The organism is Caproicibacterium amylolyticum, assembly GCF_014467055.1.
In the GTDB taxonomy this organism is placed as follows: domain Bacteria; phylum Bacillota; class Clostridia; order Oscillospirales; family Acutalibacteraceae; genus Caproicibacterium; species Caproicibacterium amylolyticum.
Genome location: NZ_CP060696.1, coordinates 2,390,734 through 2,416,514 on the forward strand (window position 1 = coordinate 2,390,734; position 25,781 = coordinate 2,416,514).

The following is a 25,781-nucleotide window of genomic DNA, read 5'->3' on the forward strand; positions in this document are numbered from 1 at the left end:
ACGAATTATTAATTTCAAATGTCCTTACAAGCTTCGCGGCGGGCAGACGCTGCCGCGTTCTACCAGATGCGGCGGGAAATCCACCGTTGCGTTAAAAGTCGGGTCCTGTATCAGCCGCAGCAGGTTCTGCGCTGCGGTCATACCCAAATCTTCCATGGGGTGCGCCACACTGGTCAGCGGCACCTCGCACAGCTTTGCAAGGTCAGAGTTGTCCACACTGACCACGGAAACATCCTGCGGAACCTGCTTGCCAAGCTCCCGCAGCGCCGCAACAGCCTGCAGTGCAATCTGGTCATTATAACAAAAAATCGCGGTGGCATCCTGCAAACGGCCCTGAAATTTCTCTGCACTGAAACCGTCCGAAAAATCCTCTGTAGAGTACCAGAGGACCAAATCGTCGTCCAGTTCGATTCCGGCATTCATCAGTGCACGGATATATCCCGCATAGCGCAGGCGCCCCTGATAATCATCCAGCTTAAAGATACCCGCAACCCGGCGGTGTCCCGCGCGAATCAGATGTTCCGTTGCGGCAAGGCCGGTCGCCATATCATCCAGTGCAACGTGCGGCAGCGGCAGCGCCGGATAATACGTGTTGAAAAACAAAAGCGGCAGTCCTTCATGCAGCGCTTCGTTGTACAAGTCCATATTCGGGCTTGGCAGACCGCTTTTGGCAGGCTCTACGATCAACCCGTCTACACCGTGCGACATCATATTGGTCAGTGCCTTTTTTTCACTTTCAATGTGATTGTGCGTAAAGGCAAGCTGCATGGAGTAACCGTTTTCTGTAAGAACATTTTCCACACCACGCAGAATTCCGGAAAAAATGTAGTCATTAACATAAGTGGAAATGACCCCGATGACCATCTGCGGGGTGTGGGCAGTTGCGATTTTGCGGGTGACATAAGTGCCGCTGCCCTGCCGGCTCTCCAGCAATCCCTCCTGCACCAGCACATTAATGGCCTGACGCACAGTCTGGCGGCTGACAGAGAACATCTGCCCCAATTCTTTTTCGGAAGAGAGCTTTTCGCCGTACTTCAGCTCCTGACTTTTGATACGGTCGCGAATCCAGTTCACCAGAACCATATATTTCGGAAGCATATATCCACCTTTCCCTAAAGATGTACTGCCCAAAACGACAGCACAGCAAATCGACTGTTTTTCAACAGAAACAAAACATTTTCTTATGATAAATATACTTCTCATGCGCGAAGTTGTCAAGTCAATTTTTTGTGCACACAGAATGCTGTCCGTACAAATTGAAGAAGATGTAAAAAATGTGCGCGGTTTTTCTTTTTGTGCTATACTAAAGAATAAAGTTTATTTTCATCAGGCATCCCTTTTTACAGAGAAAAGCGCTGCCGCAGGTGCAAAACCCCGCGGCAGGCTTCAGCAAAGGAGCGATTATTATGGCAGAAAGTCTGGATGAACTGCGCACGCTGGCGGGTCAGGCCGCAAAAGAACTGCTGGAAACAGCAAAGGTCCGCCCCGGCGGGCTGATGGTCGTTGGATGCTCCTCCAGTGAAGTTGGTGGACACCGCATCGGCACCGACAGCAGTGTGGAGACCGCTGCCGCCATTTTTGACGGCATTTATGAGCAGGTGCAGAAAAACGGTCTGTTCCTTGCGGCACAGTGCTGCGAGCACCTGAACCGCGCCCTGATTATTGAGCGGGAAGCCGCCGAAAAATTCGGCTACGAACCGGTGAACGTGGTACCGCAGCCAAAAGCCGGCGGTTCCTTTGGTACAACAGCCTACGCACGCTTTAAAGACCCGGTTGCTGTGGAACATGTTCGTGCAGACTGCGGGCTGGACATTGGCGGCACACTGATTGGCATGCACTTAAAGGAAGTTGCCGTGCCTGTGCGCCTTTCCATGGACCACATTGGGGAAGCGCTGCTGCTTTGCGCCCGCACCCGCCCCAAATTTGTTGGCGGCGTACGTGCCCATTACGATGAAAGTCTGCTGTAACCGCTGTACTTTTCCACAAATTCACCGAGTACAGTGGAAGCGTTTTTTGCTGCTGCCGCTGTATCTTTCAGTTGACAGCGCCGTGCAGATTTGCTATACTGTAGGTGTTCTAAAAGTGCTGTGAGAGAAACAGTAAATGTTATAACGACAATGGCGTCGCACTCCTTGTGGGTGCGGCGCCTTTTTGTTTTCCTTTTGATTATAAGTCACTTACATACAAGCCTCTCTTTTCTTACAGCTGCGCGAACAGCGCAGCCGCCTCCGACCCAGCCAGTCGGGGGCATTTTTCTGTGCAGTTGTGCATATTTTTTCCGCTTTTGCCCAGAATAAACCCGAGGTGATACAATGCCAAAAGAAAGCGCATATTTTGATGTCAGCAATCTTACCGACAAACATGACTTGAAAAAAATCAAAAAAGAACTGGACACCTTCCCCGGTGTCAATTCGGTCAGCGTCAATCCTGCCCGTCACAGCGTTGCTGTGGATTTTGACAGCTCTGGCGTTTCACAGACACAGCTGTGCAGTCGGCTGGAAAAGCTGGGGTACCAAGTTACCGCCTCCCGGCTGGAAGAACACGTTATGTAAAGGAGGGCATCCGCGTGGCAAAACAAGGTATGAAACGGCCTGACCCAAAGGAGTTTGGCATCCATGTACCCAAAAATGAAGTACCACCCGTTCCGGAAATTCAGGGAAAAGCAAAAACGACCAAGCAGCGCGCAAAGCCCCTGAACCCCAACGGGCATTAGGAGGAAAACACCATGTCTTACGTAGCACCCGCAATCCAAGATAAATTTGAATCACTCAGTATTGAACTGAAAAACGAGATTCTGCGCAGGAATGTAAAGCTTTACACGCTTAATGATCTCATTCACTGTTTAGAAGATATTGTGCAGGGTAAATAATTAAAACCAGTGGGTCTGCCGCAGTTTTTGCCGGCAGACCCTTTTTTCTGCAGTTTGCTTTTCGGGCCATTTGTGTTATAATACATGCAGATATTATTTTGCAATGCTGTTTTACGGAAAGGTCTGAAAATATGGGAAACTGGTCGTGGGATGCCCGCATTTCGCTCATTTGCCTGATTGGCGCAATGGCCTTTGCGGCCGGTCTGCTGGCATGTACTCTGATGCAAAAATCGAAACTGGTACCTACTATTGGTTTGATCTGCTGCCTGGTGCTGATGGCCGGGGTTACGCTGACCGCGCAGATGCCCAACCTGATGGGTGGCGGCATAAAACCGGATCCTGCTGCACAGACCTCCTCTGCAGCTTCGGCAGCCGTACCTGCCAAAGCTGCACAGAAAACCAGCAGTACCTCTTCCATGTCCCGTATGGCATACGCGGAAACCCGGTTTAAAGAAGGCACTGCCAGCGCCAATGCGGAAATGAAACGTATCGAAAGTCGTTTTTCCAAAGAAACCACGGTCAGTTCCTCTGCTTCCTCTTCCACTTCCTCGCAGGCTTCATCTTCTGCCTCCTCCAGCACGTCCAACATTCGGGTTCTGCGTGCACCGGGTGCAGTACAGCGTGGAAATGTCGCCCAGCTTTCCATTCAAGGCAAAGGCAACATCCAGTATAAAATCAAAGTGATTTATGACAGCGGCAATACCGGAAAAGGTTCGGAAATGAGCGTTCAGTCCGATACATTTGGACGTGCCTCCTGGGCTTGGACGGTCGGCAAGGATATTGCCCCCGGTGCACACTTTATCACCATTACCGGCGGGGGTGAAACCCTTACTACTAGTTTCACAACTACATAAATTTCAGTGGAACTGCTGTAAAGTGGCTTCATTTTTTAATTCTATTTTTCAGGCTGCATCACTTCACTACAGCAGCACAGGTAAGAACAAACAGTAAAGCCCCGTGAAGAATGAACTTCACGGGGCTTTTGGGTTTGGTGGACGTTATAGGACTCGAACCTATGACCTTCCGCACGTCAAGCGGATGCTCTAGCCAGCTGAGCTAAACGTCCATAATCATCTTATTTTCAACAGTGCTTGATTATTATATCGCATCTGTGCAGAAAAAGCAAGCTTTTTTTCAAAAAAATTGCACTGACATATCCACACAAAAGTCATCATAAAATACTGCATCAATCATTCTTCGGCAGCTTGCACTGAAAGCGGTCGTCAGGACTGCTGTACAATAATGCAGCACCAACAACTGCAACAATTGCCAGAATACCTGCAATCATCATCCATACCCGTGCGAACCACGCGCCCAGAAATAAAAGCAGCAGGCAGCCAGTCAGCGCCAAAATACATTTCCCTAAAAAACGGCCCAATGCTTTTTCGTCCACCATATTCTTTTTATCTTTTGGCATGCTGTTAAATGCCGCCGCAATCCGCCCAGCCTTTCCAAACAGCAATAGCACCGCTGTTACAAGCAGTGTTGCCATTGCCGCTATAGGAACAATATAAACTGCCATTTCGGCCTCCTGTCAGCCGTTCCGCTTTTTTTTGAAGAAATCAATAATGTACGCAATCATTCCTGCCGCGAGCAAGACTGCCACCACGCACATGATAATTTTAAATACAAAAGAAAGTAAATTGCATAGTACTACAACTATTAAAATAACAAGTACAAAGGCAACTATATTTTTCCAAAACCTTGAATCCATTTTACGCTCCTTCTGCCCGCTCTGAACTGCTTGGCAGCATTAATTGTTAAATTTCATTTTAAACCGATTCTTTTTCAGTGTCAAGATGTTGACATTTTTTAACAAACATCTTATAATATATATAAATAATTTGGACAGTTTCACTAATCAAGAGGTGATAATTTATGAGTATCATAACAATCGCACGTCAATACGGCAGCGGTGGACGGCAAATTGGACAGGATCTTGCCCAAAAGCTGAATGTTCCTTTTTATGACAAACAGCTCGTTGCAATCGCTGCAAAGAAAAGCGGAATGAGTGAGGAACTCTTCCAAAAAGCCGATGAACGCCACACCAGCAGCCTTTTGTACTCGTTGGTAATGGGTAACTACACCTTCGGCGTACCGGGGACTGCCGCCAATCTGCCGCTGAATGATCAGCTGTTTTTGCTGCAGACGCAGATTATCCGCGAAGCTGCAAAAAAGGGTGCCTGCGTTGTCGTCGGCCGCTGTGCGGACTACATTCTGCGTGAATTCCCCCACATTTTTCGAGTTTATCTGTATGCGGACAAAGACTGCCGAACTCGGCACGCAATAGACGAATACGGCATTAACGAAAAAAAAGCCGCTGATATTGTCGCAAAGATTGACAAACAGCGCGCCGCCTACTGTAATTTTTACACTAGCACGAAGTGGGGCGATCCCGTAAACTACGACCTGTGCCTGAACACCGGCAGCATCAGCGCCGAAAGTGCTGTTCAGTTAATTATGGATGCCTCACAGATGAAACCGTAATTACCGGCGCTTCATGCTGCGAATGATCTGTTTTTCCTCCGCAGAAACACAGTAGGACTCCGTAATTTTTTGTAATGCTTTGTTGTAAGTAAAGTTGTCCAGTCGGCTGTGATGCAAATACATCATGGTCGTCTGCGGACAATGCACATAAAAAACCGAAACCGCCCACGCCGCCGCCATCTGGGCATAATATGCTGTACATGGCATCCGGTCAATCTGCTGCAGTGCGCTTGCGGAATAGTCCTCCACTGCAAAGTAATCCAGCAGCATGACCAGTCCAAACCGCGCATAATATTCCCGTTCATCCGCTAAATACGGCTGCAGAAACTGCCACACAGTTTCCGGTGCTTTTCGGGCAATTTTCAGTCCGGCACAGAAGCTGTCACAGACGGACCAATTGTCGATTTTCGGTACAAACTGCTGTACCCAGACAAGAATTTCTTCCGGCTGCGCCTGTGCACAGCCAATGACCATCCCCTGCAGCATTGTTTCTTCCATATAATCGTCCGGGCACTCCCGCAGAAATGTCCTCCATTCTGAGCGGGCCAGTTCCCGGGCGATTTTTCGCAAAACGGGCAGGCGCACACCCAGCAGCTTTGCGGCAGCGGCGGGTGGCAGCAGTTTTGCTGAAAAAGCCTGATACGCGGGTTCTGCCAGCGCTTTCAGTTTTTGTTCCAACTGTACTGCATGCATTATCTTTCCCTGCCTTCCGCCAAAACACGTTTTTCTAAATCCAGCAAATATGCTTTCATTTCCAACCCGCCGCCGAAACCGGTTAAGGAACCATCCTTGCCAATCACTCGGTGGCAAGGCACAACAATCATAATTGGATTACGGTTATTTGCCATACCGACTGCACGGCAGGCTTTAGGGTTGCCCGCCACCGCGGCTATCTGCTGATAGCTGCGGGTTTCACCGTAAGGAATCTGCCGCAGTGCCTGCCAAACACGCAGCTGAAACGGTGTTCCCTGCGGACAAAGCGGCAGAGAGAACTGCCGGCGCGTACCCGCAAAGTATTCCGCAAGCTGCTCTGCCGCCGCTTTCAGCAGCGGCGTTTCCTGTTTGGCACTGGCCGGAGGAACAAAGTCACTGCTGCCGAAAATATCTGTTATACCGCTTCCATTTTCCGCAATCCACAACATTCCCACCGGAGAAGAATAAGGCCAATAAGCTTTCAAATTTCCACCTGCTTTCGTACATTCAGCATACCATATTTTTACCCGCACGAAAAGGACTGTATCCTGCAAATCTATTCAACAAATATATTCATTTGCCAAATTTCAGAAAAAAGGATATACTAAAATATAAGTAGAAGTTTTCCAGGGGGAAATGTATGAAGAAACAACGGAAGAAAGCCGGATTGGGGTTTATCTCCACTTTAACACTTCTATTCATAGTATTGAAATTAACCGGACTGGTTCACTGGCCCTGGATATGGGTGTTGAGCCCTGTTTGGATTTCCGGAGTACTGGCAATCGCTGCATTTTCAATAATCCTGATTGTCGGCAGAATAAAAAAAGGCAAATGGTAACCCTTCCACAAAACGCAAAACTGGCAGGTATCTTAAAACGGATACCTGCCAGTTTTTATGTTTACCGCTCTACGCGGTCACGAATCACTTTAAACACTTGAATCAGCAGCGTCGGTGCAAACGCAAGCAAAACGATCTGCATCACGTGTTCCCCGGTCAGCGGAGCCACCAGGAAAAGTCCCTCCAGTGCCGGAACAAACAAAACCAGCGCCAGCAGACCTACTCCGGCGAAGAATGCCAGCAGGGAGAATGGATTGGAGGTAAACTTCAGGCGGAAAATAGAGCCGCGGCCGCGGCAGTTAAAGCCGTGGAACAGCCGTGCCAGTGTGAGCGTTGCAAATGCCATCGTGCTGGCAAGTGCCGCACCGCCCGCACCGTATCCACTGTAAAACGCGAGCATAACAGCTACGGCAATCAGCAGCCCCTGTCCAAAAATTTTCAGAAGCAGGCTGCGGTTCAGGATGGACTCCTTCGGGTCGCGCGGCTTTTGGTCAAGCAGGCCGCGGCGGGCAGGCTCCATGCCGATGGCAATCGCAGGCAGGCTGTCCGTCAGCAGATTGATAAAAAGCAGATGCACCGGCGCAAACGGAACCGGCAGCATCATGAAGGAAGTGAACAGTACACACAGAATGGCAGACATATTGCCGGAAAGCAGGAACTTGATTGCATTTTTGATATTCGCAAAAACGCTTCTGCCGTTCACCACTGCTTTCACGATGGTTGCAAAGTTGTCGTCCGAAAGGATCATGGAAGCAGCGTCTTTGCTGACCTCTGTGCCGGTAATGCCCATGGCAACGCCGATGTCTGCCTGCTTGAGCGCAGGTGCATCATTCACGCCGTCACCGGTCATGGACACAATACATCCGCGCCGCTGCCATGCGGTTACGATTCGAATTTTATGTTCCGGGGAAACACGCGCGTAAACCGCAATGTTCTGCAGCTTTTCGTCCAGTTCGCCGTCCGTCATGCCATCCAGCTCCGTGCCGTCGACGGCAATGTCGCCGTCTTCAAAGATGCCAATCTGCTTCGCAATGGCGGAAGCTGTCACCTTGTGGTCGCCGGTAATCATGACGGTGCGGATACCCGCGCGCTTTGCGTCTGCAACCGCCTGCACAGATTCTTCACGCGGCGGGTCAATCATGGAAATGAGGCCAATAAACGTAAAGTCCTGTTCATCGTCAAAGGTCAGGCCGCGCACCTCCGGCAGTTCCCGGCAGGCAAAGGCAAGCACACGCAGCCCCTGCTCGGAAAGCTCGTGGTTTACCCGCAGAATTTCGGTGCGTTCTTCGTCTGTCATCGGCACAACACCCGCACTGGTAAACAGGTGCGTAGAACGCTGCAGCAGTACATCAATGGCGCCCTTTGTCAGCAGGGTCGCTTTGCCCTCTATCCAGTGCAGGGTGCTCATCAGCTTGCGGTCAGAGTCAAACGCCAGCTCTTTCAGACGCGGATGCTGCTCACGATAAGTGGTTTCCTCCACACCGAACAGGCCGCCAAGCTGAACCAGTGCTACTTCTGTCGGGTCACCAATGGAAGCGCCGGTTGCTTCGTCAAACGTTGCGTCACTTGCCAGCAGCGCTGTTTTCAGCAGCAGGCGCTGCGGGTCATTGGCAAGTTCAAGGTCCTTGCCGTCCAGCATGGCGTGGTCAGCGTAAATCTGCTGTACACGCATCCGGTTCTGTGTTAAAGTACCGGTCTTATCCGAGCAGATAACCGAAACCGAGCCGAGCGTTTCCACCGCTTTCAGGTCTTTAATAATGGCGTGCTGCTTTGCCATTTTCTGCGTACCGACTGCCTGTACAATCGTAACGATAGAGGAAAGTGCCTCCGGAATTGCCGCAACCGCCAGCGCAACAGCAAACATCAGGGAGTCGAGGATCGGCATACCGGAACGGAATACTGACAGCAGAAACACCACCGCACTGATGGCCATAATGACAATAGAAAGCTTTTTGCTGAAATCGTCCAAGCTTTTCTGCAGCGGTGTGCGGCGCTGCTGTGTCTGGTTCATCAGGGAAGCAATTTTGCCCAGTTCGGTATGCATTCCCGTGCCGGTCACAATCACCGAGGCACGCCCGTAAGTAACTAGGGAACCGGAAAACACCATGTTTTTCCGGTCACCCAAAGCTACTTTTTCCGCCTGCAGCGGTTCCGTGGATTTTTCCACATCCACACTTTCACCGGTCAGGGAACTTTCATTGACTTTCAGTGAAAAGTTTTCAAACACACGCCCGTCCGCAACAACCATATCGCCCGCTTCCAGCAGAACCATGTCGCCGGGTACAATCTGTTCGGATGGGATTTCAATGCGTGTACCGTCCCGCAGCACCTTTGCCGTTGGAGTAGACATTGCTTTCAGACCTGCCAGCGACTTTTCCGCCTTGACATACTGCACCGTTCCCAGAACCGCATTTAAAATCAACACGGCAAAAATAACGATGGTGCTTTCCGCCTGACCGGAAATCATGGAAATGATGGCCGCAACCGCAAGAATGGCAACCAGCAGATCTTTAAACTGCTCCAAAAACACCACGAACGTGCTTTTTCGTTTGCCCTCGTCCAGCTTATTCGCTCCGTACTGCGCAAGCCGCTCCGCTGCCTGCGCGGCAGTAAGGCCCTGCGGGTCTGTCTTTTCTCTCTGCATGGTTTCCTGCACAGAAAGGCTGTAAAAATTGTCTGCCATTTGATACGCTCCTTTTTTTACCGCGTGCGGCAGGCAACAAAAAAAGACTTATCGCCAACCGTTCACGCAAAGATGAACAGTCATCGAAAAGTCTTGTTACCGAAATCGGCACACACCGCCAGGCTGTAAAGCCGAGATGTTGGCGGCATGTTTTCAAACTACTCCCTTTAAGAAGACAAGAGTTATTATACGGTAATTTTCGGTTCCTGTCAAGGCAGCATTCCGGCACACTGCGATCCTGCTGTTTTCTGTGCGTTAAAATCCGCAAAGACCTGAACTTCTGCATAGTTAACAGTATTCCCACCGCGTTGACCTTCTATACAAAGAACTTGCTCACTGCCCGGCGGAAGCGGCACCCGACTCCGGCACTGCAGTAATACCGCCGTCCTGCTGCGGGGCACTCTGCTCCGGGGCACTTTCCTGCTGCTGCGGTTCACTGGAAGCAGGCGCTTCCGGTGCGGTGCTTTCCTTGGCAGGCGCTTCACTTGCCTGCTGCCGGCTTTCGGCTGCCGGTTTGCTTTCCTGTGCGGGCTGCTGTACCGGTGCCTGCTGTTCTTCTTTGCTCTCAGCCGGAACAGGTGCTGCGGCGTTGCCGTTGTTTTCGTCATTGCCGCCCTGCTGCGGTGCCTGACTCTGCGCGGCTGTGGAAGAAGAAGCAGCAGAGGACACAACGGAAGAAGCCGAATCCTGTGCCACACTGCAGGAACGCCCAATCACAACAATCAGCAGCACTGCCACTGCCAGCGCAGCAATAACGCCCGCTATCCAGAGCGGCCGACTGCCGCTGCCGGGGTCTTTGGCCGGAGGCTGATCCTCGTAATAATTCGTATCATCCTCATAAGGATAGTCAGACTGCGGCTGCTCCAAATCGTACTGGGCGGTGTCCTGCGGCACATTAAAGCCGTCCTCCTGATAATCCTGTGAATTGTAATCTATTTCATTTGTTGGAAAATAATCGGTTTTGTCCAAATCCTCCCGCGGGATATACTGTGTTTCATTCATATCGTCGCGGTTTCGTCTGCCTCGGCTCACTGCGGATACACTCCCTTGTATTTGCATTTCTTTGACAGTATACCACAAATACTTGGAAAATAAAAATCCACAAAGGACTTGACAGGCTGTAAATACTGTGTATACTGTGTATGTACAGTGATGAACAGAAGGAGGCAGTATTTTGGAGATCCTGATCAGCACCGCAAAAGGCCAGCCGATTTACAACCAAATCTATGCACAAATTAAGGCCGGCATTCTTTCCGGACAGCTTCATGAAGGGGACCTGCTTCCCTCTATCCGGGCGCTTGCAAAAGACCTGCGCATCAGTGTGATTACAACCAAGCGTGCTTACGATGAACTGGAGCAGGACGGCTTTCTTTACACCGTTGCCGGCAAGGGCTGCTTTGTTGCCAAAAAGAACACTGAGCGCATCCGGGAGGAAAATCTGAAGCAGATTGAAGAGCTGATGCTCCAAATTGCCCCGCTGGCTGCTTCCTGTGGCCTGACAACTGATGATTTAACTGAAATGTACCGTGTTTTAATAAAGGAGGAGTAAACAATGAACGCAATCGAAATTAAGAACCTGAGCAAACACTACAAAGATTTTTCTCTGGACAATGTCAGCTTTAACCTGCCATCAGGCTGCATTCTCGGTCTAATCGGTGAAAATGGTGCCGGTAAAAGCACCACCATCCGCATGATTATGAATGCTGCCCGCCGGGACAGCGGCGAAATCAACGTTCTCGGCAAAAACAATCTTTCTCCCGAATTTGAGGCAGTCAAACAGGAGATCGGTGTTGTGCTGGATGAGGCAAACTTCCCGGAAATGCTGACCGCAAAGCAGGTAAACAATGTGATGAAGTACACCTTTACCAACTGGGATGAGCTCCTGTACTTTGACTACCTAAAGAAATTTTCTCTGCCGGAAAAGAAAGCCTTTAAGGACTTTTCCCGCGGCATGAAAATGAAGCTTGCCATTGCCGTTGCGCTTTCGCACCACCCCAAGCTGCTGGTTTTGGATGAAGCCACCGGCGGACTTGACCCAATCGTCCGCGATGAAATTCTGGATATTTTCAACGACTTCACCCGTCGGGATGAACAGCATTCGATTCTCATGTCTTCCCATATCGTAAGTGATTTGGAAAAGTTGTGTGATTACATTGCGTTCCTGCACGAAGGCAAGCTGCTGTTCTGTGAGGAAAAAGACCGCCTGCTGGAAACCTATGGTGTTCTGCACTGCAGTAAAGAAGAGCTTTCCGCACTGCCGCGTTCTGTCATTCAGGGCGGTACCCGTTCCTCCAACTACGGCGGTGTGGAAGCGCTGGTCCTGCGCAAAAAAGTACCTGCCAACTTAAAAGTAGACTATGCCAATATTGAAGACATTATCTTATTCCTTGCCAAAAAGGAGCATCTGAAATGAAAGGTTTACTACTGAAGGACTGGTATATTCTTTGCAGTAAATTTAAAATTTTGCTGTTTTTAATGCTGCTGTTTGCTGCTGTTCCCAATGGTCCGATGATTTCGTTTGCTGTTATTTACGGAGCCATGTTCCCTGCCTCCATTATGACCTGCGATGAGCGGTCTAAGTGGGATAAACTGGCGCGCACCATGCCTTACCGACCCATAGATTCTACTCTGACAAAGTACATTTTGGGCTATGCTTTCATGTGCTTGCCTGCACTTCTTAGCACACTTAGCACCATGCTGATAGGGCCGCTGACAGGTCAGTCAATCGCACTGTCGGATTATCTGCTGACAAAGCTGATTCCCAGCCTGATTGGCGGCTTTGTGGTACTGGCACTCAGCATGCCGCTGCAGATTCGCCTGGGTGTGGAAAAAGGGCAGATGCTGGTTATGATACTGACCATCGTAATCATGCTGCTGATTTTCTATGCGCTTTCCTCTGAAAGGCTGAACGTTGTGTTCACGCCCTCGCTGCTCCTTTTGCTGGGAATCATTGTAGTTGTTCTGAACATCTTTTCTGTATTCTTATCGATTCATTTTTATAAAACAAAAGAAGACTGACCGGCTCAAACTGTTTTTTAAAGGAGGGTACTTATTCATGAAAGCTCTGCTGCTAAAAGACTTCTACGTCATTGTAAAGCAAATGAAAATTTTTCTGCTGCTAATTGTTGTATTTGCATTTATACCGCATTTTTCCATGGCAGTTTTCTCTGTGGGCTACGCAGCCATGCTGCCCTTTACCGCACTGGCTTATGACGAGCGTTCCAAATGGGACACTCTCGCCCGTATGCTTCCTTATACCAGCGCCGCATCCGTTCTGGACAAATATGTTCTGGGATACCTGATGATGTTTGGTGCCGCTGTCATCTCACTGCTGGGCGGTGCTGTAAACGTTTCGTTTTTCCAAAGCGGCAGCATGGCAGAAACCCTGCAGGCAGTCGGCTTTGGAGCCCTGATTGGTCTGCTGTTTTTGTCCATTGAACTGCCGTTTGTTTACCGCTTCGGCATTGAAAAGGGACGGTTGGTGTTTCTCGGTTTATGCGCCTTAACTGGCGGAATTGTTGGCGGTCTGTTTGGCATAGGCGGAAATACTGCTTCACTTTTCAGCGGCGTTTCTTCAACACTGCTGATGGGCATCATCTGCACCGCAGTCGCCGTAATTCACCTGCTTTCTATCCTGCTGTCCATTCATTTTTATAAAAACAAGAAATAAAGATTGATAACTTTCGCAAGTTAAAAACCCAAAAGCAAAAAGGAACCGGGCAGCTTTTCAATAAGCCGCTCGGTTCTTTTTTATCTTGGTTATTCCGCTGTTGTATGACGATAAACTGTCCGCACGGATTCTTTCAAACGAATGTCGCGCGAAGACGCACCTACCAAAATCTGGTACTCACCGGGTTCTGCCACAAACACACGCTGCTGCGAGTCATAGAACGAAAAGTCAGCGGCAGTCAGCGTGATTTTCGCTGTGCAGGTTTCTCCAGGTGCAAGGGCAAGCTTTTGAAAGCCACGCAGTTCTTTAGAGGGCCGTGCCACACTGCATACAGGGTCACGCACATACAGCTGTACAGTTTCCTTGCCGGCATATTCGCCGGTGTTTGTCACATCACAGGAAACCACCACACTCAGTTCCTTTTCATTCTCCTGCAGCTTCACGGCAAGGTTGTCATACCGGAAAGTTGTGTAGGAAAGGCCGTGACCAAAGCAGAACTCCGGTTCCACCGCAACGGTATCAAAGTGGCGGTAGCCAACAAAGATACCTTCATTATAGTAAACTTTTTTGCCGCCGGGGAATTCGCCGACGCTGTGCGCGGGGCAGTCCTGCAGTCGTTTGGCAAACGTTTCCGGCAGCTTGCCGCTTGGGTTCACATCCCCAAACAAAACCTCTGCCAGAGCACGACCACCCTCCATGCCGGCATACCAGCCCCAAACAACCGATTTGGCTTTCGAAAGCCACTTGCCCATTTCCACGGGAGAACCGCCGGTCAGCACAACCACCGCTTTGGGGTTGATCATCAGCACTTCCGCAATCAGCTTGTCCTGCTCGTACGGCAGTTCCATGCTGCTGCGGTCAGAGCCCTCAGAATCCTGATGGTGCGTAAGCCCGCACACCAGCACAACGTGTTCATACTCGGCAGCAAGTTTAAGCGCCTCATGCCGCAGGGCACGCCGCTTTTTGCGCAATGTAGTAACAACGGATTTCAGTGCCTTTCCCGCACTTCCCTTCAGGCTGTCTGCCTGCCAGTTAGTGCAGTTCTGTTCTCCGTCTGTATCCGGGCAGTAGCCACGCGCAAAACGGACTTCGGTGTTGCCGCCCAACACACTTTTTATGCCCAGCAGCGGCGTTACTTCATACAGTGCTTTGATTTCGGCACTGCCGCCGCCCGGTGCATGTGCACAAATTGCGTTGTCGCCGATTACCAAAAGTTTTTTCAGCTTCTTTTTCGGCAGCGGCAGCAGATTGTCCTCATTTTTCAGCAGTACAACAGATTCCCGCGCGGTCTGCAGTGCTGCAAGCTGATGCGCCGCAGTGTCGTAACAGCCCGGCTTGCGCTCCTCTCCATCCAGCATATGCAGTTTCTGCATCAGCACCAGTATTCGTTCAATCTTTTCATCCAGCAGGTACTCCGGCACTTTTCCGGCACGCACCGCCTCGCAAAGCGGCCGTGCTAAATAATACTGGTCAAAATTATCGGTTACGGACATCTCGATATCCAGTCCGCTTTCCGCTGTCAACTGTGTGTCATGCACCGCACCCCAGTCTGAAACCACAACGCCGTGGTAGCGCCACTGCCGCCGAAGCAAATCATTCAGCAGTGCTTTGCTCTGGCTGCAGAACTCTCCGGCCAGCCGGTTGTACGCACTCATCATGGAATACGACACCTTTGCACAAGCGCGGAATGCCGGAAGATACAGTTCATGCAGAGCACGTTCACTGACTTTCACATCCACCTGCAGGCGCTCTGTTTCCTGATTGTTCACGGCAAAATGCTTCACACATGCCGATACATCCGATTCCTGTATCCCCTCAATCAGCGGCACCGCAAGTTCCCGCGTCAGGCAGGGATCCTCACTCATATACTCAAAGTTGCGGCCGCACAAAGGGCTTCTTTTCAGGTTGATGCCCGGCGCAAGGATCATATCCTTGCCGCGTCCGCGTGCCTCCTCGCCCAGCACTTTGCCGGTGTCACGTGCAAGCTGACGGTTCCATGTAGCGGCAACTGCACTGTTGCTGGGCAAGTAGGTCACATAATCGTCCGGCAGGCCGACTGGCTCCCAGTGGTCGCCGCAAATCTCATTGCGAACCCCCATGGGGCCATCGGACATATGCAGCGGCGGAATGCCAAGGCGCTCCACTCCTGCGGTACAAAAAAGCTGCGCGCCATGCAGCATTCCTACTTTTTCCTCCAGTGTCAGCTGCTGAATCAGTTCCTTTGCACGTTCCGAAAACCGGCTTTCCTCTGCTTGTGTCATACATCTTCCTCCAAATCTTCTGGTACATTTCTCAGCCGGCGAACCGGTTTTTCTCTTTTATCATTATAACCGTTTGCACAACTCGATTCCTATCGGAATTTTTGCAGAAAAAGCACCGGAATTATTAGAGATATCCCCTAATTTACTCTAAACACAAAGCTGCCCCACCGTCAAAGGCGGCAGGGCAGCTTTCTATTTGTTATTTACTTTGGCAGCAGTCCCTTTATCTTCAGGCACTCCTCAATATTAGACTCCGGCAAGGAAGCCACTGCACACTCCACTGCGCCGTCGATAGCAGTTTGGATTTCCGGTGTTACCGTAATACCCGCTGCTTTCAGCACAGACAGAATATAATCCGTCGCGGTCTGCTTGCGGGCATCCGCGTTGATTTGCCCGCTCTTAGCCAACTGCTCCGCCGCTTGCACGCCAATTTTCGCGTAATCTACGATTTTGTCAATCAGCAGTACCGCTTGGCTGTCCGGCATAACCGTTTTTAAAGCATCGGTGATTTTGTCCGCGGCATCTGCCACCGTTCCGGCGGCTTTCAAGCCGCTCTGCAGCTTCACCCCATCTTTGGAAAGGGCATGCACCAGCCAGCAGATTGCCACCAAACAAACTGCCGCCGCCACAACCACCACTGCGGTTGTAATACTCATTCTGTTTTCCTCCCTACTTTAAAATTAATACCAGTACCGCACCAACCAATCCGGTGGAAACCGCACTAATCACCGCGTTCACCAGCTGACCCCACCGGCCGCCCGGCTGTTCGGTCAAAATGGAAAGGCTTTGCTTTACTTCTCCCATGTCCGTTTTCATGTTCTCCATCTCTTTCTGTGTTGCCGCCATTGCTTCCGCAAGCAAATGAACATCCTTGACGTCCTCCTCCAAACGGTCCAGCCGGTGGTGTGCCGCCTTGGCACTTTGCAAAGCCACCAGCGCGGTTTCCGGCTGTGTATCCTGCTCCATGTTTTCACCCCCTCTGCTTCACCGCGGAAAGCCGGAGGAAAATTAGCCCCCGGCGGCTAATTCTGAAAAAACTTTTGCTGTTTCTCCGAAAACGGAAAGTAGCTTCAAAATGCCGCAATGCCTTGCAAGGCAGGCATTTTTGCGCGATAATAAATTGAAAACAATTTTCCCGCAGGAGGTGCTCTTTTTTGAAAATCGCCGCACTGGACATTGGCGGAACCGCAGTGAAATCCTGCCTTTACACCGCCGGTACGCCCCTCACGAAAAACGATATTTCTGAAACACCGACCAATGCTTCGCTCGGTGCGGAAACGCTTATGAACACCGTAAAACAGATTCTGGCGAACATGGGCCGCTTTGACCGCATTGCAGTCAGCACTGCCGGCCAAGTCGACCCTGTTTCCGGCTCTATTCTGTTTGCGACGGACAATCTGCCCGGCTACACCGGCACACCGGTGAAAAAGTTGCTAGAGCAGACTTTTGGCGTACCAACCGCTGTGGAAAACGACGTAAATTCCGCCGCACTCGGCGAAGCCTTTTTCGGCGCAGGCAAAGACAGCGGCAGCTTTCTGTGCCTGACCTACGGCACCGGCATTGGCGGTGCGATTGTGCATGACGGTGAAATTTTTCACGGCAGCTCCTGTGCTGCCGGAGAATTTGGGCACATCCTCACCCATGCGGGCGGGCTGCCCTGCACCTGCGGCGGGCACGGCTGCTACGAAGCGTATGCTTCCACAGGGGCGCTGTGCCGCCGTGTGCAGGAAAGCACTGGCTTTTCCCTTTCCGGCCGCGAGATTTTCTCCCGATTGGAGGATGTGCAGATAAAACAAATTGTGTTGGACTGGATTGATGAAATTGTCTGGGGGCTGGTGTCCCTCATCCACGCGTTTAACCCGCCGTGCATCGTCCTCGGCGGCGGTGTGATGGACGCGCCGCTGATTCTGCCCCTCATCCGCGAAAAGCTGCCGCAGTACCTAATGCCAAACCACCGCGCGGTTCGCATCGAGCGTGCAGCACTTGGCAACACCGCCGGACTGCTGGGTGCTGTTCATCTTGCAGAAATACTTTGAATGATGCAGAAACGGACTGCCGTGCAAATATTGCTGCGGCAGTCCGTTTCACTTTTCATTTATCCCATTACTATGCCGCTGCGCATAAAGTCGGAACCTAAATATGCCTTCTGCATGCCAAGCCGCGGGCTTCCGCCGTAAAGCGCCAGCAGTTGCAGTACCACTGCTTAATTAACCCAATGGATTCGTGCAGGTTCTCTTTACTGCCACTGTACGTCCGCATTGGCGGCTGCCATCTGCTGCAGGACTGTTTTGCACAGACTTTTACACAGGTTCTCATCAGGATTTCACTCCTCCCTGTTGTCCGAAAACTTTCCGGATGAACAACGGTCGCCGCACTTACCAACCGCAAAGCCGCCGGAAAATTCCGGCGCACAAAATTCGATTCTTTACGACTGCAGTCCATAATATGCCCGCACACCCGTTCCGGACACTTTTTCAACTTTGCAAAAAAGACCGCACCGCAGGTTTTCCATGCGGTGCGGTCTTTTTTTGCTTTCCGTGCTTTCCTTAAAAAGCGATTAAGGTTAATTCTCCTGAATACAAAATGCGGTTTTCTCTTGTTTTGCTGTCTGTTCAGGCACGCATGCATTCATGACAGTCGTGCAGACTCTGAATTGCCTGCACATAGCGGCGGGTAATCTCACGCGGGCGGGTAATCGCGGTACCGATAACCGCAGCGAAAGCGTTTTCAGAAAACGCGCGCTTCAAATCCTCGGCTTCCCAAATACCGCCTTCCGCAATGACCGGAATCTCCAGCTCTTTTACCAACCGGCCCACAAGCTGCAGGTTCGGCAGCGGTGTATCCTTGGTGTTTTCCGTATATCCGCACAGTGTGGTGCTGATAATGTCAAAGCCGATTTCCTGCGCATGTACGCCCTCTTCAAAGGTCGCGCAATCCGCCATGAACAGCTGCTCGGGGTACTTTGCACGAATACGGGCAAAAAAGGAATCCAGTGTTTCACCGTTGGGGCGCAGACGGTTGGTTGCGTCCATGGCGATTACCTCCGGGTGCTCCGCAGCCAGCAGGTCGACTTCTTCCTCCGTCGGTGTAATGTAAATAGCAGAATCCGCGTAGTCCTTTTTGTACAGCGCAAGCACCGGCAAATCTACCGTATTCTTAATCTCATGAATATCCTCCGGTGTGTTGGCACGAATGCCGACCGCGCCGCCCTGCATCGCTGCATAGGCCATTCGCCCCATGATATAGGAGCTGTGCAGCGGCTCCTCCGGCAGTGCCTGACAGGAAACAATCAGCCCTCCGCACAGTGCGTGCAGGATCTCTTCCTTTGTTTTCATGACTGTTCTCCCTTCCTTGTATCCGTATAGACTGCTTCCACGCCGACCTCAAACATCCGGCGCCATGGCATCCACACTTTTTGGAGCTTGACTTTCTGCGAAATCGTGGGCATATATTCCCGTATAAATGCCTCAAGGCCATCAAAAACAAGTTTGCTGACAGTACCCTGCTGCTCCTGAACGTCAAAGTAGTTCATTCCGTACTTTTCCAGCACGCCGTTCACCTGCCAGCGCACCAGCGCGCAGTAGCCGGCATCCTCAATGTAGCGTTCTGCCAGAAAGTTTTGATGCTCCGGCGTACAGCCGCTGTGAAAAACATCCACACCCTCCGCAATGGCGGTTCCCAGTGTGTTGGCAGAGGTATTCCAACCTGCATAACCTGCCACTTTGTCCAGCAGGCCGCAGGCGTTCAGCATACTAATCAGCTGCAGTTCCCCGCCGTTGCCGTAAGCATTGTCTGCAATGGTGACGATTTTTCCCTCTTTTACACGTTCGCAGAGAAAATCAAGCAATTCCGGCATGCAGCGCTCCACGCAATAGCCCTTTGCTGTGGATGGCTGGTTGACCGCTTCTTCAATTTTCTCCGCGGGTGCTGTGACTGCTAAAATAATGTCCGCAGATTCATAGGTATCCGCAAACTGGCATCCCGCGGCAAGGATCTGGTAACGGATGGTATTATCCAGCGAATTGCCCTCATAGATTGGCAGCACACTTTTGGCACCCTCACTGGCGTACTTCACATACACCTTTGGCTTGGTGCCACTCATATGGTTCACCATGCGGGACAAGAGCGTCATGCCTACTTCATCCGCGCCGGGGTACATGAGAATTTTGGTCTGCAAGTGCTCCTGCATAATTTTTTCCCGCACATCCTGCTGATCCATGGCAGCATAGCCATAAGCGGCGGAATCGTCCTGCGGAATAATCAGCATGTCGAGGATACCCTCTTTGACATAGCGGATCATCAGGTAATTCATCTCGCGGTTGCACTCTCGGCGGGAAACATAATCGGTCAGTTCCTTTTCGTCAATCTTTTTCAGCACAGACTTCAGCTGCTGCTCCTGGCACAATCCAAGCCGGCTGCGGTGCAGCGCTTCACCCGCCTGATGAATCAGCGCGCCGCTGTGTTCATAATAATCCGGCTCCTCGTCACTGCTGGAGTAACTGGGGCAGCGCATAATGCACTGAAAACCGTAAATTAAAATATCCGGATTTTCCTGCCGCACTTTTCGCAGAACCGCCGCCAGCTTTGTAAGCTGTGCCGCTTCGCTGTGGTGCAGCCGGGACGGCACCAGCCCACCGTACAGCAGCATATCAATGGAAACGACCAGTCCCTGTGCGCCCCTGCATTCTTTTTTCAGGAAATCTGCTAATGCATGCACATCGGCAGGTTCCTTTTTATTTCCCAGTTTTTCCGGCTTTACGATTTGGAAATCACCATGTGAAAACAGCTTTTCCGGAAAAGCATAATTGCAGGGACGTTCATCAAGCGGTAAAAATACAATTTTCTTTTTCATTTTTCATGCACCTGCTTATAGCTTCCGCGGTAGGTTCTCACCGGCTGAAAGCCGAACTTTCCGTAAAAATCTTTCAGTATGGTCCAGTCAATGCAGATTTCCTTTGCGCCCAGTGAGCGCAGATGCACCAATGACTGTCGCTGAATGTAGTCTCCGGCGCTGTGGCCGCGCACCGCTTTTGCGATACCGATGGGGCCAAGCCCGCCGTAACCGTCCTCAGTAACAGAAACATGGCAGAAACCCTGTATCTGCCCTGCTTTGTCCTTCATGACAACGAAGTACGGCTCCTGTCCGCCAAGTGCCAGCTGCTCACGTGCTTCCAGCGCCCAGCGGCCCGGAAATTCCCTGTCCAAAAACGCAAAGAGCGCTTCTTTTTCCACCGGGCACAGCTGTTCTGTTGAAAACTTTTTTTCAAACGGCAGTGTGTCGAAATCATCAATCCATGCATTGTGTACAATATCCGCAGTCAGGTCATAGTGGTCTTCAAAATTATTGGTACAGCCAAGGTTTGCAAAGAACCGCAGCTTTTCTGGCGTTGGAGCGGGAATACCGGAGAAGAAATTGCTGAACTCCTGTCCAAGGAAAATTTTCTTTACGCCGTTTTTTTGCAGCGCCTTTTCGCAGGCAAAGAACAGTTGTGTACCAAACCCGCGCCCCTGGAGCGCGGGTTCCACCAGCAATGCGCTCAGGCAGCCGGCATCCTGATAAATATCCACATCTTCGTGGAAAACCTTGCCCACAACTGCGCCAATCAGCGTTCCGTCCTGCTTTTTCAGCACGAAAGACGCTTCTTCGCAATAATCGCCGTCCCCGAAAATGCGTTCTGTAAGCACGTTTTGCGTTACGGCAAATTCCGGCGGGAAGCAGCGCCCCCACAGGGCACCCAGCCGTGAGATGTCTTCCCGGCGCAGCAGGGAAAGCTGCGGCACAGTTTCGGCATCCATTCCCACCAGCGGCCACCAGTTGTTTTCTTCCAGATAAGAAAGGTCAAACAGCATGCAGCCACTGGAGCGTTCAAAGCACATATGCACAGCATCAGTCATTGCAGGAAGGTCATCTGTATACTGCTGCAAAAACAGTCCGCCCGTTACCGGGACTGCGCCTTTTGTTACCTGCGCCGCCATGCGTGCGGAACCCTCTACACTGTACCACCAAGCAGGTCTGCCGTTTGCGGCAGCTTCCGCTTCACTTACCTCTGGATAATAGAATCCGGAAAGCAAACCATCCAGCAGCTGTGCATAACCTGTCCTGCTGTAAGCTTCCGCGTCCACCCAGGGGTACTCATCCTTTGGCACATACTGCGAGGAAGCCCAGTTCGCACCGACCTGATGGTAAAGCGGATACCATGAACCTGTATAATCCAGAAAACGGATTTTACCGTTTCGTTCGTCTACATGCGTGCGCACCTGTTCCATAAAGTGCTTAACGGTTTGCGCACGGAATTCCAGAAAGCTGCCAAAATCCTCGCCCGGCTGCAGCTCAAGACCGTTTTCGCCGCTGACCAGTTTGTAAATAGATTCGGGCCATGCCGCGCATGGTCTGCCCAAAAAATCTTCCATCTTTTCGCGCGTCAATGCTCCGAAATCGGAGCTTAACCCAACGTAACGCACGCGGTCCAGTGCAATGCCGTCAATTTCGTAATTGTCCATCAGTTCATCCAGCAGGGAAAGCGCGTAGCCGCACACTTCCTCATTTGCCGGATTTACAAAAACTTCGCCAAAGTCATCGATACTGCCCAGTGTCTGCAAAGGCGTGGCGTCGGTCACCGACTGCAGGCGGCTGTTTCCGGCTGTGTCCAGTCCATAAACGGTGGTCTGCCAGTCCGGATGCTTCAGCCCGTTCATTTCGGGATGCGGATGCTTTTTGTTGCCCTCTGCAAAAACATCAATGGAAACATAGCAGCGCATTCCAAGTTCTTTCAAAATCTGCAGACACTGCGCGAGGTAGTCCGTGCCCGCTTCAAAAGCAGGGTCATACTCCGCATAGTGCGGGGCTAGGTGACTGTTGTAAATGGCAAAGCCGCTGGTGTCTTTTACGCTCAGAATTACAGAGCCGATGCCGGCGCGTGCGCACTTCTGCATTTCGCTGCGAAAGCGCTCCGGATTCCGGATGGCCTCTTTGTTTGCCTGAATCTCAATCCATACATAATATTCCGGGTACATACAAGCCTCTCCTTATCCTTTGATTGCGCCGCTGACGGCCTCAATGTAGTTCTTCTGGCAAAGGACAAATACAATGATAACCGGAATAATCGAAATAATAGCGCCAGCAGCAATGTAGCCAAATTTGTAGTTAAAGGAGCCGTTCAGATACTGCAAAGCGGTTGCCAGCGGATACTTTGCGGGATCCTGCAGAACAATGACAGGCCACAGGAATTCATTCCACTTGCTGATGAAGTCAAAGATAACGACTGTGCTGATGGTCGGCATAATGCCCGGCACCATAATCTGTCCCCAGATACGTGTTTCACGTGCGCCGTCAATACGGGAAGCTTCAATCAGCTCTTTCGGCACACCCAAGTACGCCTGCCGCAGCAAAATGATGCTGAAAACCTTAACAGCACCCGGGATAATCGCGCCGGTCAGTGTGTTGAGCAGATGTGCGGAAGAAATGGTCAGGTAGTTAATGACCATGCCTGCTGCCGCCGGAATAATCATGGAAGCAATGAGCAGGCTCATAATCGCGTTTTTGCCCTTAAACTTCATACAGGCCAGCGGGTAAGCACACAGCGCGGAAAACACTACGTCCAGTGCAATGCTCGCCACGGTCATAATCACGGTGTTCATCAGGTACTGCGGTACGGAAAGGAAATTCCACACGCCAAGGTAATTGTCAAACGTCGGCGCAGTTGGCAGGAAGTTCAGGTCATAGATGTTCTGACCGGATTTGAAAGAAGCACTCAGCATCCAGAGGAACGGACCCGCACAGACCACTGCAATCAGAACAAGCATTAAGTACGTTAAAATCATCTTTACAATCTTAGCGCCTTTGCGCCGCCGGTGAATCACTGCGGTATTTACTGCATTTTTCATCTGTCAGTCCTCCTCTGATTTTTTGCCGTACAGGAATACAAAGATACTGAAAACACCAGTGACCAGTGCCTGAATGAAGCCAATGGCAGCAGAGTAGCCAAACTGGAAGTCATTGAATGCCTTTATATAGGAATAGTAGTTGATAACCATTGTTGCGTTATCCGGGCCGCCCTTGGTCAGCACGAACACTGCGTCAAACACACCGACTGCGGAAATAACAGAGTTCAGCGTGCAGAACCAGATGTAGGGCTTGAGCAGCGGCAGCTTTACCTTAAAGAACGCTACCACCGGGTTCGCGCCGTCCACCATGGCCGCTTCCTCAACATCGTGCGGAACGGACTGCAGGCCGGCAAGGTACATCATCATGTAGTAGCCCAGGCCTTGCCAAATCGTAATAAACATAATGCACAGCATGGCGGTTTTGCTGTCGTTCAAAAAGCCCAGCGGTGTTTTAATCGCACCCGCATTCAGCAGCAGGGTGTTAATGAGGCCGTTCGGGTCAAAGATGAAACCCCACATGATGGAAACAGCCACCATGGAAGTAACCACAGGAATGTAGAACAGTGTACGAAACACGGTAATGCCGCGAATCTTCCGGTTTACAAGGACTGCCAGCAAAATAGAAAGAATCTGGATGATTGGCACCACCACGATGAAAATAATCGTGTTGACCATGGCAATCTGGAAGTCGCGGTCCGCAAAGGCCTCCTGAAAGTTCTGCAGCCCCACGAATTTGGTTTCACCCAGTACGGAATAGTCCATAAACATCAGCGGCAGGCTGCCGACAATCGGTGCGAACACAAAGATTGCCAGCATGATAAGTGCCGGTGCCATAAACAGGTATGCACGCAGCGTTTCCCGTGCAGCGGACGTTTTTAGCAGCCGCCGTGAGCTTTTGGGCGGCGTCACAGCATTTGCGGTGCTTGTAGTCCTCATAAAAATACCTCCTGATAAAACAATCTGTTTCAAGCACCCAGGCGCCTGAAACAGATTGTCAAAACTAATATTGCTCTGCGTCTGTAAAAGCCTTTGCTTGAGCTGCCCGCATGCGGACAGAGACTTCCGCTTACTTCAGCAGAGAATTGACCTTTGTTTCAGCGTTCTTCAGTGCAGCGGATACATCCTGACCACTGGTAATGGTAGCTTCGTAAATCTTGTTGACTGCATCCTGAATGTCGCCCTGGCCTTCTACACCGAGGGAGTAATCTTCGGAAGTTTTGCTGACCTTTGCGGAAATGTTGCGTGCCTGACCCTCCAGTGTGCTGGTGTCAGAGGTAAAGTAGCTGTCCTCGCTTGCCTTGGTGGTGGAGGGGAAAATTGCGGTCTGCTTGCAGAACGCGAGCTGGTTTTCGTCGTTGGTAATGTAGGCGGCGAACTTAATGGCTTCTTCATGGTTCTTGCTCTTAGCCGGAACAACCAGGTTCATCAATGCGTTGCGGCTGAGGTCTTTGCTGCCGGTAAGCGGTTCTGCAACACCGATCTTCTTGTAAATGTCCGGTGCTTCGTCCTTGATACGGGTCAGGGAAGAACCGGAGGAGCTAACGATTGCAAGTTTCTGGGTCTCAAACAGCTTCAGTTCATTGTCCCAGTTGCCCCAGTTTGTCTTTGGCAGATAGCCTTTGTCGGTCACCGTCTTAAAGTTGTTGATAAGCTTAGCCGTATCATCTGTGTTGAAAGCAGCGGCACTGTTATCGCTCTTGAGCACCGGAATGCCTTCTTCAAACAGCAGGTTAAAGAACTCCGGCGGATTGTAAAGGTACGCACCGGTCTTTTCCTTCATGGTCTTAGCGTCATCAAATGCTTTCTGGTACTCTTTCGGTACATCCTTAATGCCGGCTTTGCTGAACAGGTCTTTGTTGTAAAACATGATATTCGGAGAAGCATACCACGGGAATGCATAAGCCGAATCACCAATACGGGTAGAGTCGTACAGGCTCTTAATGTAAATGCCGCGCTGTTCTGCGGAAGCTTCCTTTTCCAAATCGACCAATGCTTTTTTACCTGCCAGTGTCAGGGTCATCTGGGTGTTCAGGTTTACAACATCCGGAGAAGTGCCGCCTGCGGTTGCAGTAACCAGCTTCTGCTGAATGGATTCGTACGGCAGGTCAACCCAGTTGACAGTGACATTCGGATTGGCTTTTTCGTATTTCTTGATCAAATCATTGAAGAAATTAGTAAAGGTCGGCTGCAAAGAAATCGTCCAAAACTCAATCTTTGTTTTTTCGCCGGCCGCGGTACCGGATGCTTTGCCGGAGCCTGCACCGGAAGCGGTTGTACCGCCGCTGCAGCCTGTCAGCATGGTGGCGGTCATGGCTGCGGCCATGGTCACACCAAGGACTCGTTTCATTATCTTTTTCATAATCTTGTTCCTCCTTTAAACTGTTGAGTGAAACTGC

28 protein-coding genes and 1 tRNA gene are annotated in these 25,781 nt (G+C 50.9%); 12 read left to right on the forward strand and 17 right to left on the reverse strand.

Annotated features, from left to right (window positions below; genetic code table 11):
* Nucleotides 1–24 precede the first annotated feature (24 nt).
* The gene (locus H6X83_RS11365; RefSeq protein WP_212506593.1) at nt 25–1,098 is read right to left on the reverse strand and encodes a GntR family transcriptional regulator; all 1,074 of its coding nucleotides are present in this window, start codon (nt 1,096–1,098) and stop codon (nt 25–27) included.
* A gap of 308 nt (nt 1,099–1,406) precedes the next feature.
* Between H6X83_RS11365 and H6X83_RS11370 the strand changes: the two genes are divergently transcribed.
* The 5 genes from H6X83_RS11370 (at nt 1,407) to H6X83_RS11390 (ending at nt 3,723) form a co-directional block, all read left to right on the forward strand.
* Nucleotides 1,407–1,967, forward strand: coding sequence for a TIGR01440 family protein (locus tag H6X83_RS11370; protein WP_212506594.1), 561 nt, complete (start codon nt 1,407–1,409; stop codon nt 1,965–1,967).
* Nucleotides 1,968–2,312: 345 nt separating this feature from the next.
* Complete coding sequence (locus tag H6X83_RS11375) at nt 2,313–2,552, forward strand: heavy-metal-associated domain-containing protein (protein ID WP_212506595.1); 240 nt, start codon at nt 2,313–2,315, stop codon at nt 2,550–2,552.
* A 14-nt stretch (nt 2,553–2,566) separates the two neighbouring features.
* A complete protein-coding gene (locus H6X83_RS11380) occupies nt 2,567–2,713 on the forward strand; it encodes a hypothetical protein (protein ID WP_212506596.1) in 147 nt (48 codons plus the stop codon).
* A gap of 12 nt (nt 2,714–2,725) precedes the next feature.
* Nucleotides 2,726–2,869: a hypothetical protein gene (locus H6X83_RS11385; RefSeq protein ID WP_212506597.1), complete on the forward strand. Its 144-nt coding sequence runs from the start codon at nt 2,726–2,728 to the stop codon at nt 2,867–2,869.
* A 131-nt stretch (nt 2,870–3,000) separates the two neighbouring features.
* On the forward strand, nt 3,001–3,723 hold the full coding sequence (locus H6X83_RS11390; protein WP_212506598.1) for a hypothetical protein: 723 nt from the start codon (nt 3,001–3,003) through the stop codon (nt 3,721–3,723).
* A gap of 135 nt (nt 3,724–3,858) precedes the next feature.
* Here H6X83_RS11390 and H6X83_RS11395 read toward each other — a convergent pair.
* Both H6X83_RS11395 and H6X83_RS11400 read right to left on the reverse strand, forming a co-directional pair.
* Nucleotides 3,859–3,935, reverse strand: a tRNA-Val gene (locus tag H6X83_RS11395).
* A 120-nt stretch (nt 3,936–4,055) separates the two neighbouring features.
* Nucleotides 4,056–4,391: a DUF3784 domain-containing protein gene (locus tag H6X83_RS11400; protein ID WP_212506599.1), complete on the reverse strand. Its 336-nt coding sequence runs from the start codon at nt 4,389–4,391 to the stop codon at nt 4,056–4,058.
* A 356-nt stretch (nt 4,392–4,747) separates the two neighbouring features.
* Between H6X83_RS11400 and H6X83_RS11405 the strand changes: the two genes are divergently transcribed.
* Nucleotides 4,748–5,356, forward strand: coding sequence for a cytidylate kinase-like family protein (locus H6X83_RS11405; protein ID WP_212506600.1), 609 nt, complete (start codon nt 4,748–4,750; stop codon nt 5,354–5,356).
* Here the strand turns inward: H6X83_RS11405 and H6X83_RS11410 are convergent, their stop codons facing one another.
* Together H6X83_RS11410 and H6X83_RS11415 are read right to left on the reverse strand one after the other, a co-directional pair.
* A complete protein-coding gene (locus H6X83_RS11410; RefSeq protein ID WP_212506601.1) occupies nt 5,357–6,049 on the reverse strand; it encodes a DNA alkylation repair protein in 693 nt (230 codons plus the stop codon).
* Nucleotides 6,049–6,534 (reverse strand): methylated-DNA--[protein]-cysteine S-methyltransferase, encoded by a 486-nt coding sequence (locus H6X83_RS11415; RefSeq protein WP_212506602.1) that lies wholly within the window; start codon nt 6,532–6,534, stop codon nt 6,049–6,051. Before H6X83_RS11415 ends, H6X83_RS11410 begins: the two co-directional genes overlap by 1 nt.
* 155 nt (nt 6,535–6,689) lie before the next feature.
* On the opposite strand from H6X83_RS11415, the gene H6X83_RS11420 reads away from it, so the two are divergent.
* A complete protein-coding gene (locus H6X83_RS11420; protein ID WP_212506603.1) occupies nt 6,690–6,887 on the forward strand; it encodes a hypothetical protein in 198 nt (65 codons plus the stop codon).
* 61 nt (nt 6,888–6,948) lie between these two features.
* Here H6X83_RS11420 and H6X83_RS11425 read toward each other — a convergent pair whose 3' ends face one another.
* Together H6X83_RS11425 and H6X83_RS11430 are read right to left on the reverse strand one after the other, a co-directional pair.
* Nucleotides 6,949–9,570 carry a cation-translocating P-type ATPase gene (locus H6X83_RS11425; RefSeq protein ID WP_212506604.1) on the reverse strand — a complete coding sequence of 874 codons (2,622 nt, stop codon included), beginning with the start codon at nt 9,568–9,570 and terminating at the stop codon, nt 6,949–6,951.
* Nucleotides 9,571–9,903: 333 nt separating this feature from the next.
* Nucleotides 9,904–10,602 (reverse strand): hypothetical protein, encoded by a 699-nt coding sequence (locus tag H6X83_RS11430; RefSeq protein WP_212506605.1) that lies wholly within the window; start codon nt 10,600–10,602, stop codon nt 9,904–9,906.
* Between the two features lie 142 nt (nt 10,603–10,744).
* Between H6X83_RS11430 and H6X83_RS11435 the strand changes: the two genes are divergently transcribed.
* The 4 genes from H6X83_RS11435 to H6X83_RS11450 are packed head-to-tail and all read left to right on the forward strand — an operon-like array spanning nt 10,745 to nt 13,240.
* Nucleotides 10,745–11,119 carry a GntR family transcriptional regulator gene (locus tag H6X83_RS11435; protein WP_212506606.1) on the forward strand — a complete coding sequence of 125 codons (375 nt, stop codon included), beginning with the start codon at nt 10,745–10,747 and terminating at the stop codon, nt 11,117–11,119.
* Nucleotides 11,120–11,122: 3 nt separating this feature from the next.
* Nucleotides 11,123–11,983 (forward strand): ABC transporter ATP-binding protein, encoded by an 861-nt coding sequence (locus H6X83_RS11440; protein ID WP_212506607.1) that lies wholly within the window; start codon nt 11,123–11,125, stop codon nt 11,981–11,983.
* Entirely contained in the window at nt 11,980–12,588 is a 609-nt protein-coding gene (locus H6X83_RS11445; RefSeq protein WP_212506608.1) for an ABC-2 transporter permease, read from the forward strand. Before H6X83_RS11440 ends, H6X83_RS11445 begins: the two co-directional genes overlap by 4 nt.
* 37 nt (nt 12,589–12,625) lie before the next feature.
* The gene (locus tag H6X83_RS11450; RefSeq protein WP_212506609.1) at nt 12,626–13,240 is read left to right on the forward strand and encodes an ABC-2 transporter permease; all 615 of its coding nucleotides are present in this window, start codon (nt 12,626–12,628) and stop codon (nt 13,238–13,240) included.
* An 89-nt stretch (nt 13,241–13,329) separates the two neighbouring features.
* Here H6X83_RS11450 and H6X83_RS11455 read toward each other — a convergent pair whose 3' ends face one another.
* The 3 genes from H6X83_RS11455 to H6X83_RS11465 all read right to left on the reverse strand — a co-directional run bounded on the left by H6X83_RS11455 (nt 13,330) and on the right by H6X83_RS11465 (nt 16,467).
* Nucleotides 13,330–15,501 (reverse strand): beta-glucosidase, encoded by a 2,172-nt coding sequence (locus tag H6X83_RS11455; protein WP_212506610.1) that lies wholly within the window; start codon nt 15,499–15,501, stop codon nt 13,330–13,332.
* Nucleotides 15,502–15,704: 203 nt separating this feature from the next.
* Nucleotides 15,705–16,157: a phage holin, LLH family gene (locus H6X83_RS11460; RefSeq protein ID WP_212506611.1), complete on the reverse strand. Its 453-nt coding sequence runs from the start codon at nt 16,155–16,157 to the stop codon at nt 15,705–15,707.
* 13 nt (nt 16,158–16,170) lie between these two features.
* Nucleotides 16,171–16,467 (reverse strand): hypothetical protein, encoded by a 297-nt coding sequence (locus H6X83_RS11465; RefSeq protein WP_212506612.1) that lies wholly within the window; start codon nt 16,465–16,467, stop codon nt 16,171–16,173.
* A 188-nt stretch (nt 16,468–16,655) separates the two neighbouring features.
* Here H6X83_RS11465 and H6X83_RS11470 point away from each other — a divergent pair, with 188 nt between their 5' ends.
* Complete coding sequence (locus H6X83_RS11470; RefSeq protein ID WP_212506613.1) at nt 16,656–17,537, forward strand: ROK family protein; 882 nt, start codon at nt 16,656–16,658, stop codon at nt 17,535–17,537.
* Between the two features lie 97 nt (nt 17,538–17,634).
* On the opposite strand, the gene H6X83_RS11475 is transcribed toward H6X83_RS11470, so the two are convergent.
* The 7 genes from H6X83_RS11475 to H6X83_RS11505 all read right to left on the reverse strand — a co-directional run bounded on the left by H6X83_RS11475 (nt 17,635) and on the right by H6X83_RS11505 (nt 25,744).
* Nucleotides 17,635–17,817, reverse strand: coding sequence for a hypothetical protein (locus H6X83_RS11475; RefSeq protein ID WP_212506614.1), 183 nt, complete (start codon nt 17,815–17,817; stop codon nt 17,635–17,637).
* A gap of 296 nt (nt 17,818–18,113) precedes the next feature.
* Nucleotides 18,114–18,836, reverse strand: coding sequence for an N-acetylmannosamine-6-phosphate 2-epimerase (locus tag H6X83_RS11480; protein ID WP_212506615.1), 723 nt, complete (start codon nt 18,834–18,836; stop codon nt 18,114–18,116).
* Nucleotides 18,833–20,353, reverse strand: coding sequence for a DUF4127 family protein (locus H6X83_RS11485; protein ID WP_212506616.1), 1,521 nt, complete (start codon nt 20,351–20,353; stop codon nt 18,833–18,835). The genes H6X83_RS11480 and H6X83_RS11485 overlap by 4 nt, the downstream gene beginning before the upstream one ends.
* Nucleotides 20,350–22,515: a GNAT family N-acetyltransferase gene (locus H6X83_RS11490; RefSeq protein ID WP_212506617.1), complete on the reverse strand. Its 2,166-nt coding sequence runs from the start codon at nt 22,513–22,515 to the stop codon at nt 20,350–20,352. Before H6X83_RS11490 ends, H6X83_RS11485 begins: the two co-directional genes overlap by 4 nt.
* 12 nt (nt 22,516–22,527) lie before the next feature.
* Nucleotides 22,528–23,385: a carbohydrate ABC transporter permease gene (locus H6X83_RS11495; protein WP_212506618.1), complete on the reverse strand. Its 858-nt coding sequence runs from the start codon at nt 23,383–23,385 to the stop codon at nt 22,528–22,530.
* 3 nt (nt 23,386–23,388) lie between these two features.
* Nucleotides 23,389–24,321, reverse strand: a complete 933-nt coding sequence (locus H6X83_RS11500; RefSeq protein WP_212506619.1) for a carbohydrate ABC transporter permease — start codon at nt 24,319–24,321, stop codon at nt 23,389–23,391.
* Nucleotides 24,322–24,451: 130 nt separating this feature from the next.
* Nucleotides 24,452–25,744 (reverse strand): ABC transporter substrate-binding protein, encoded by a 1,293-nt coding sequence (locus H6X83_RS11505; protein ID WP_212506620.1) that lies wholly within the window; start codon nt 25,742–25,744, stop codon nt 24,452–24,454.
* Nucleotides 25,745–25,781 lie beyond the last annotated feature (37 nt).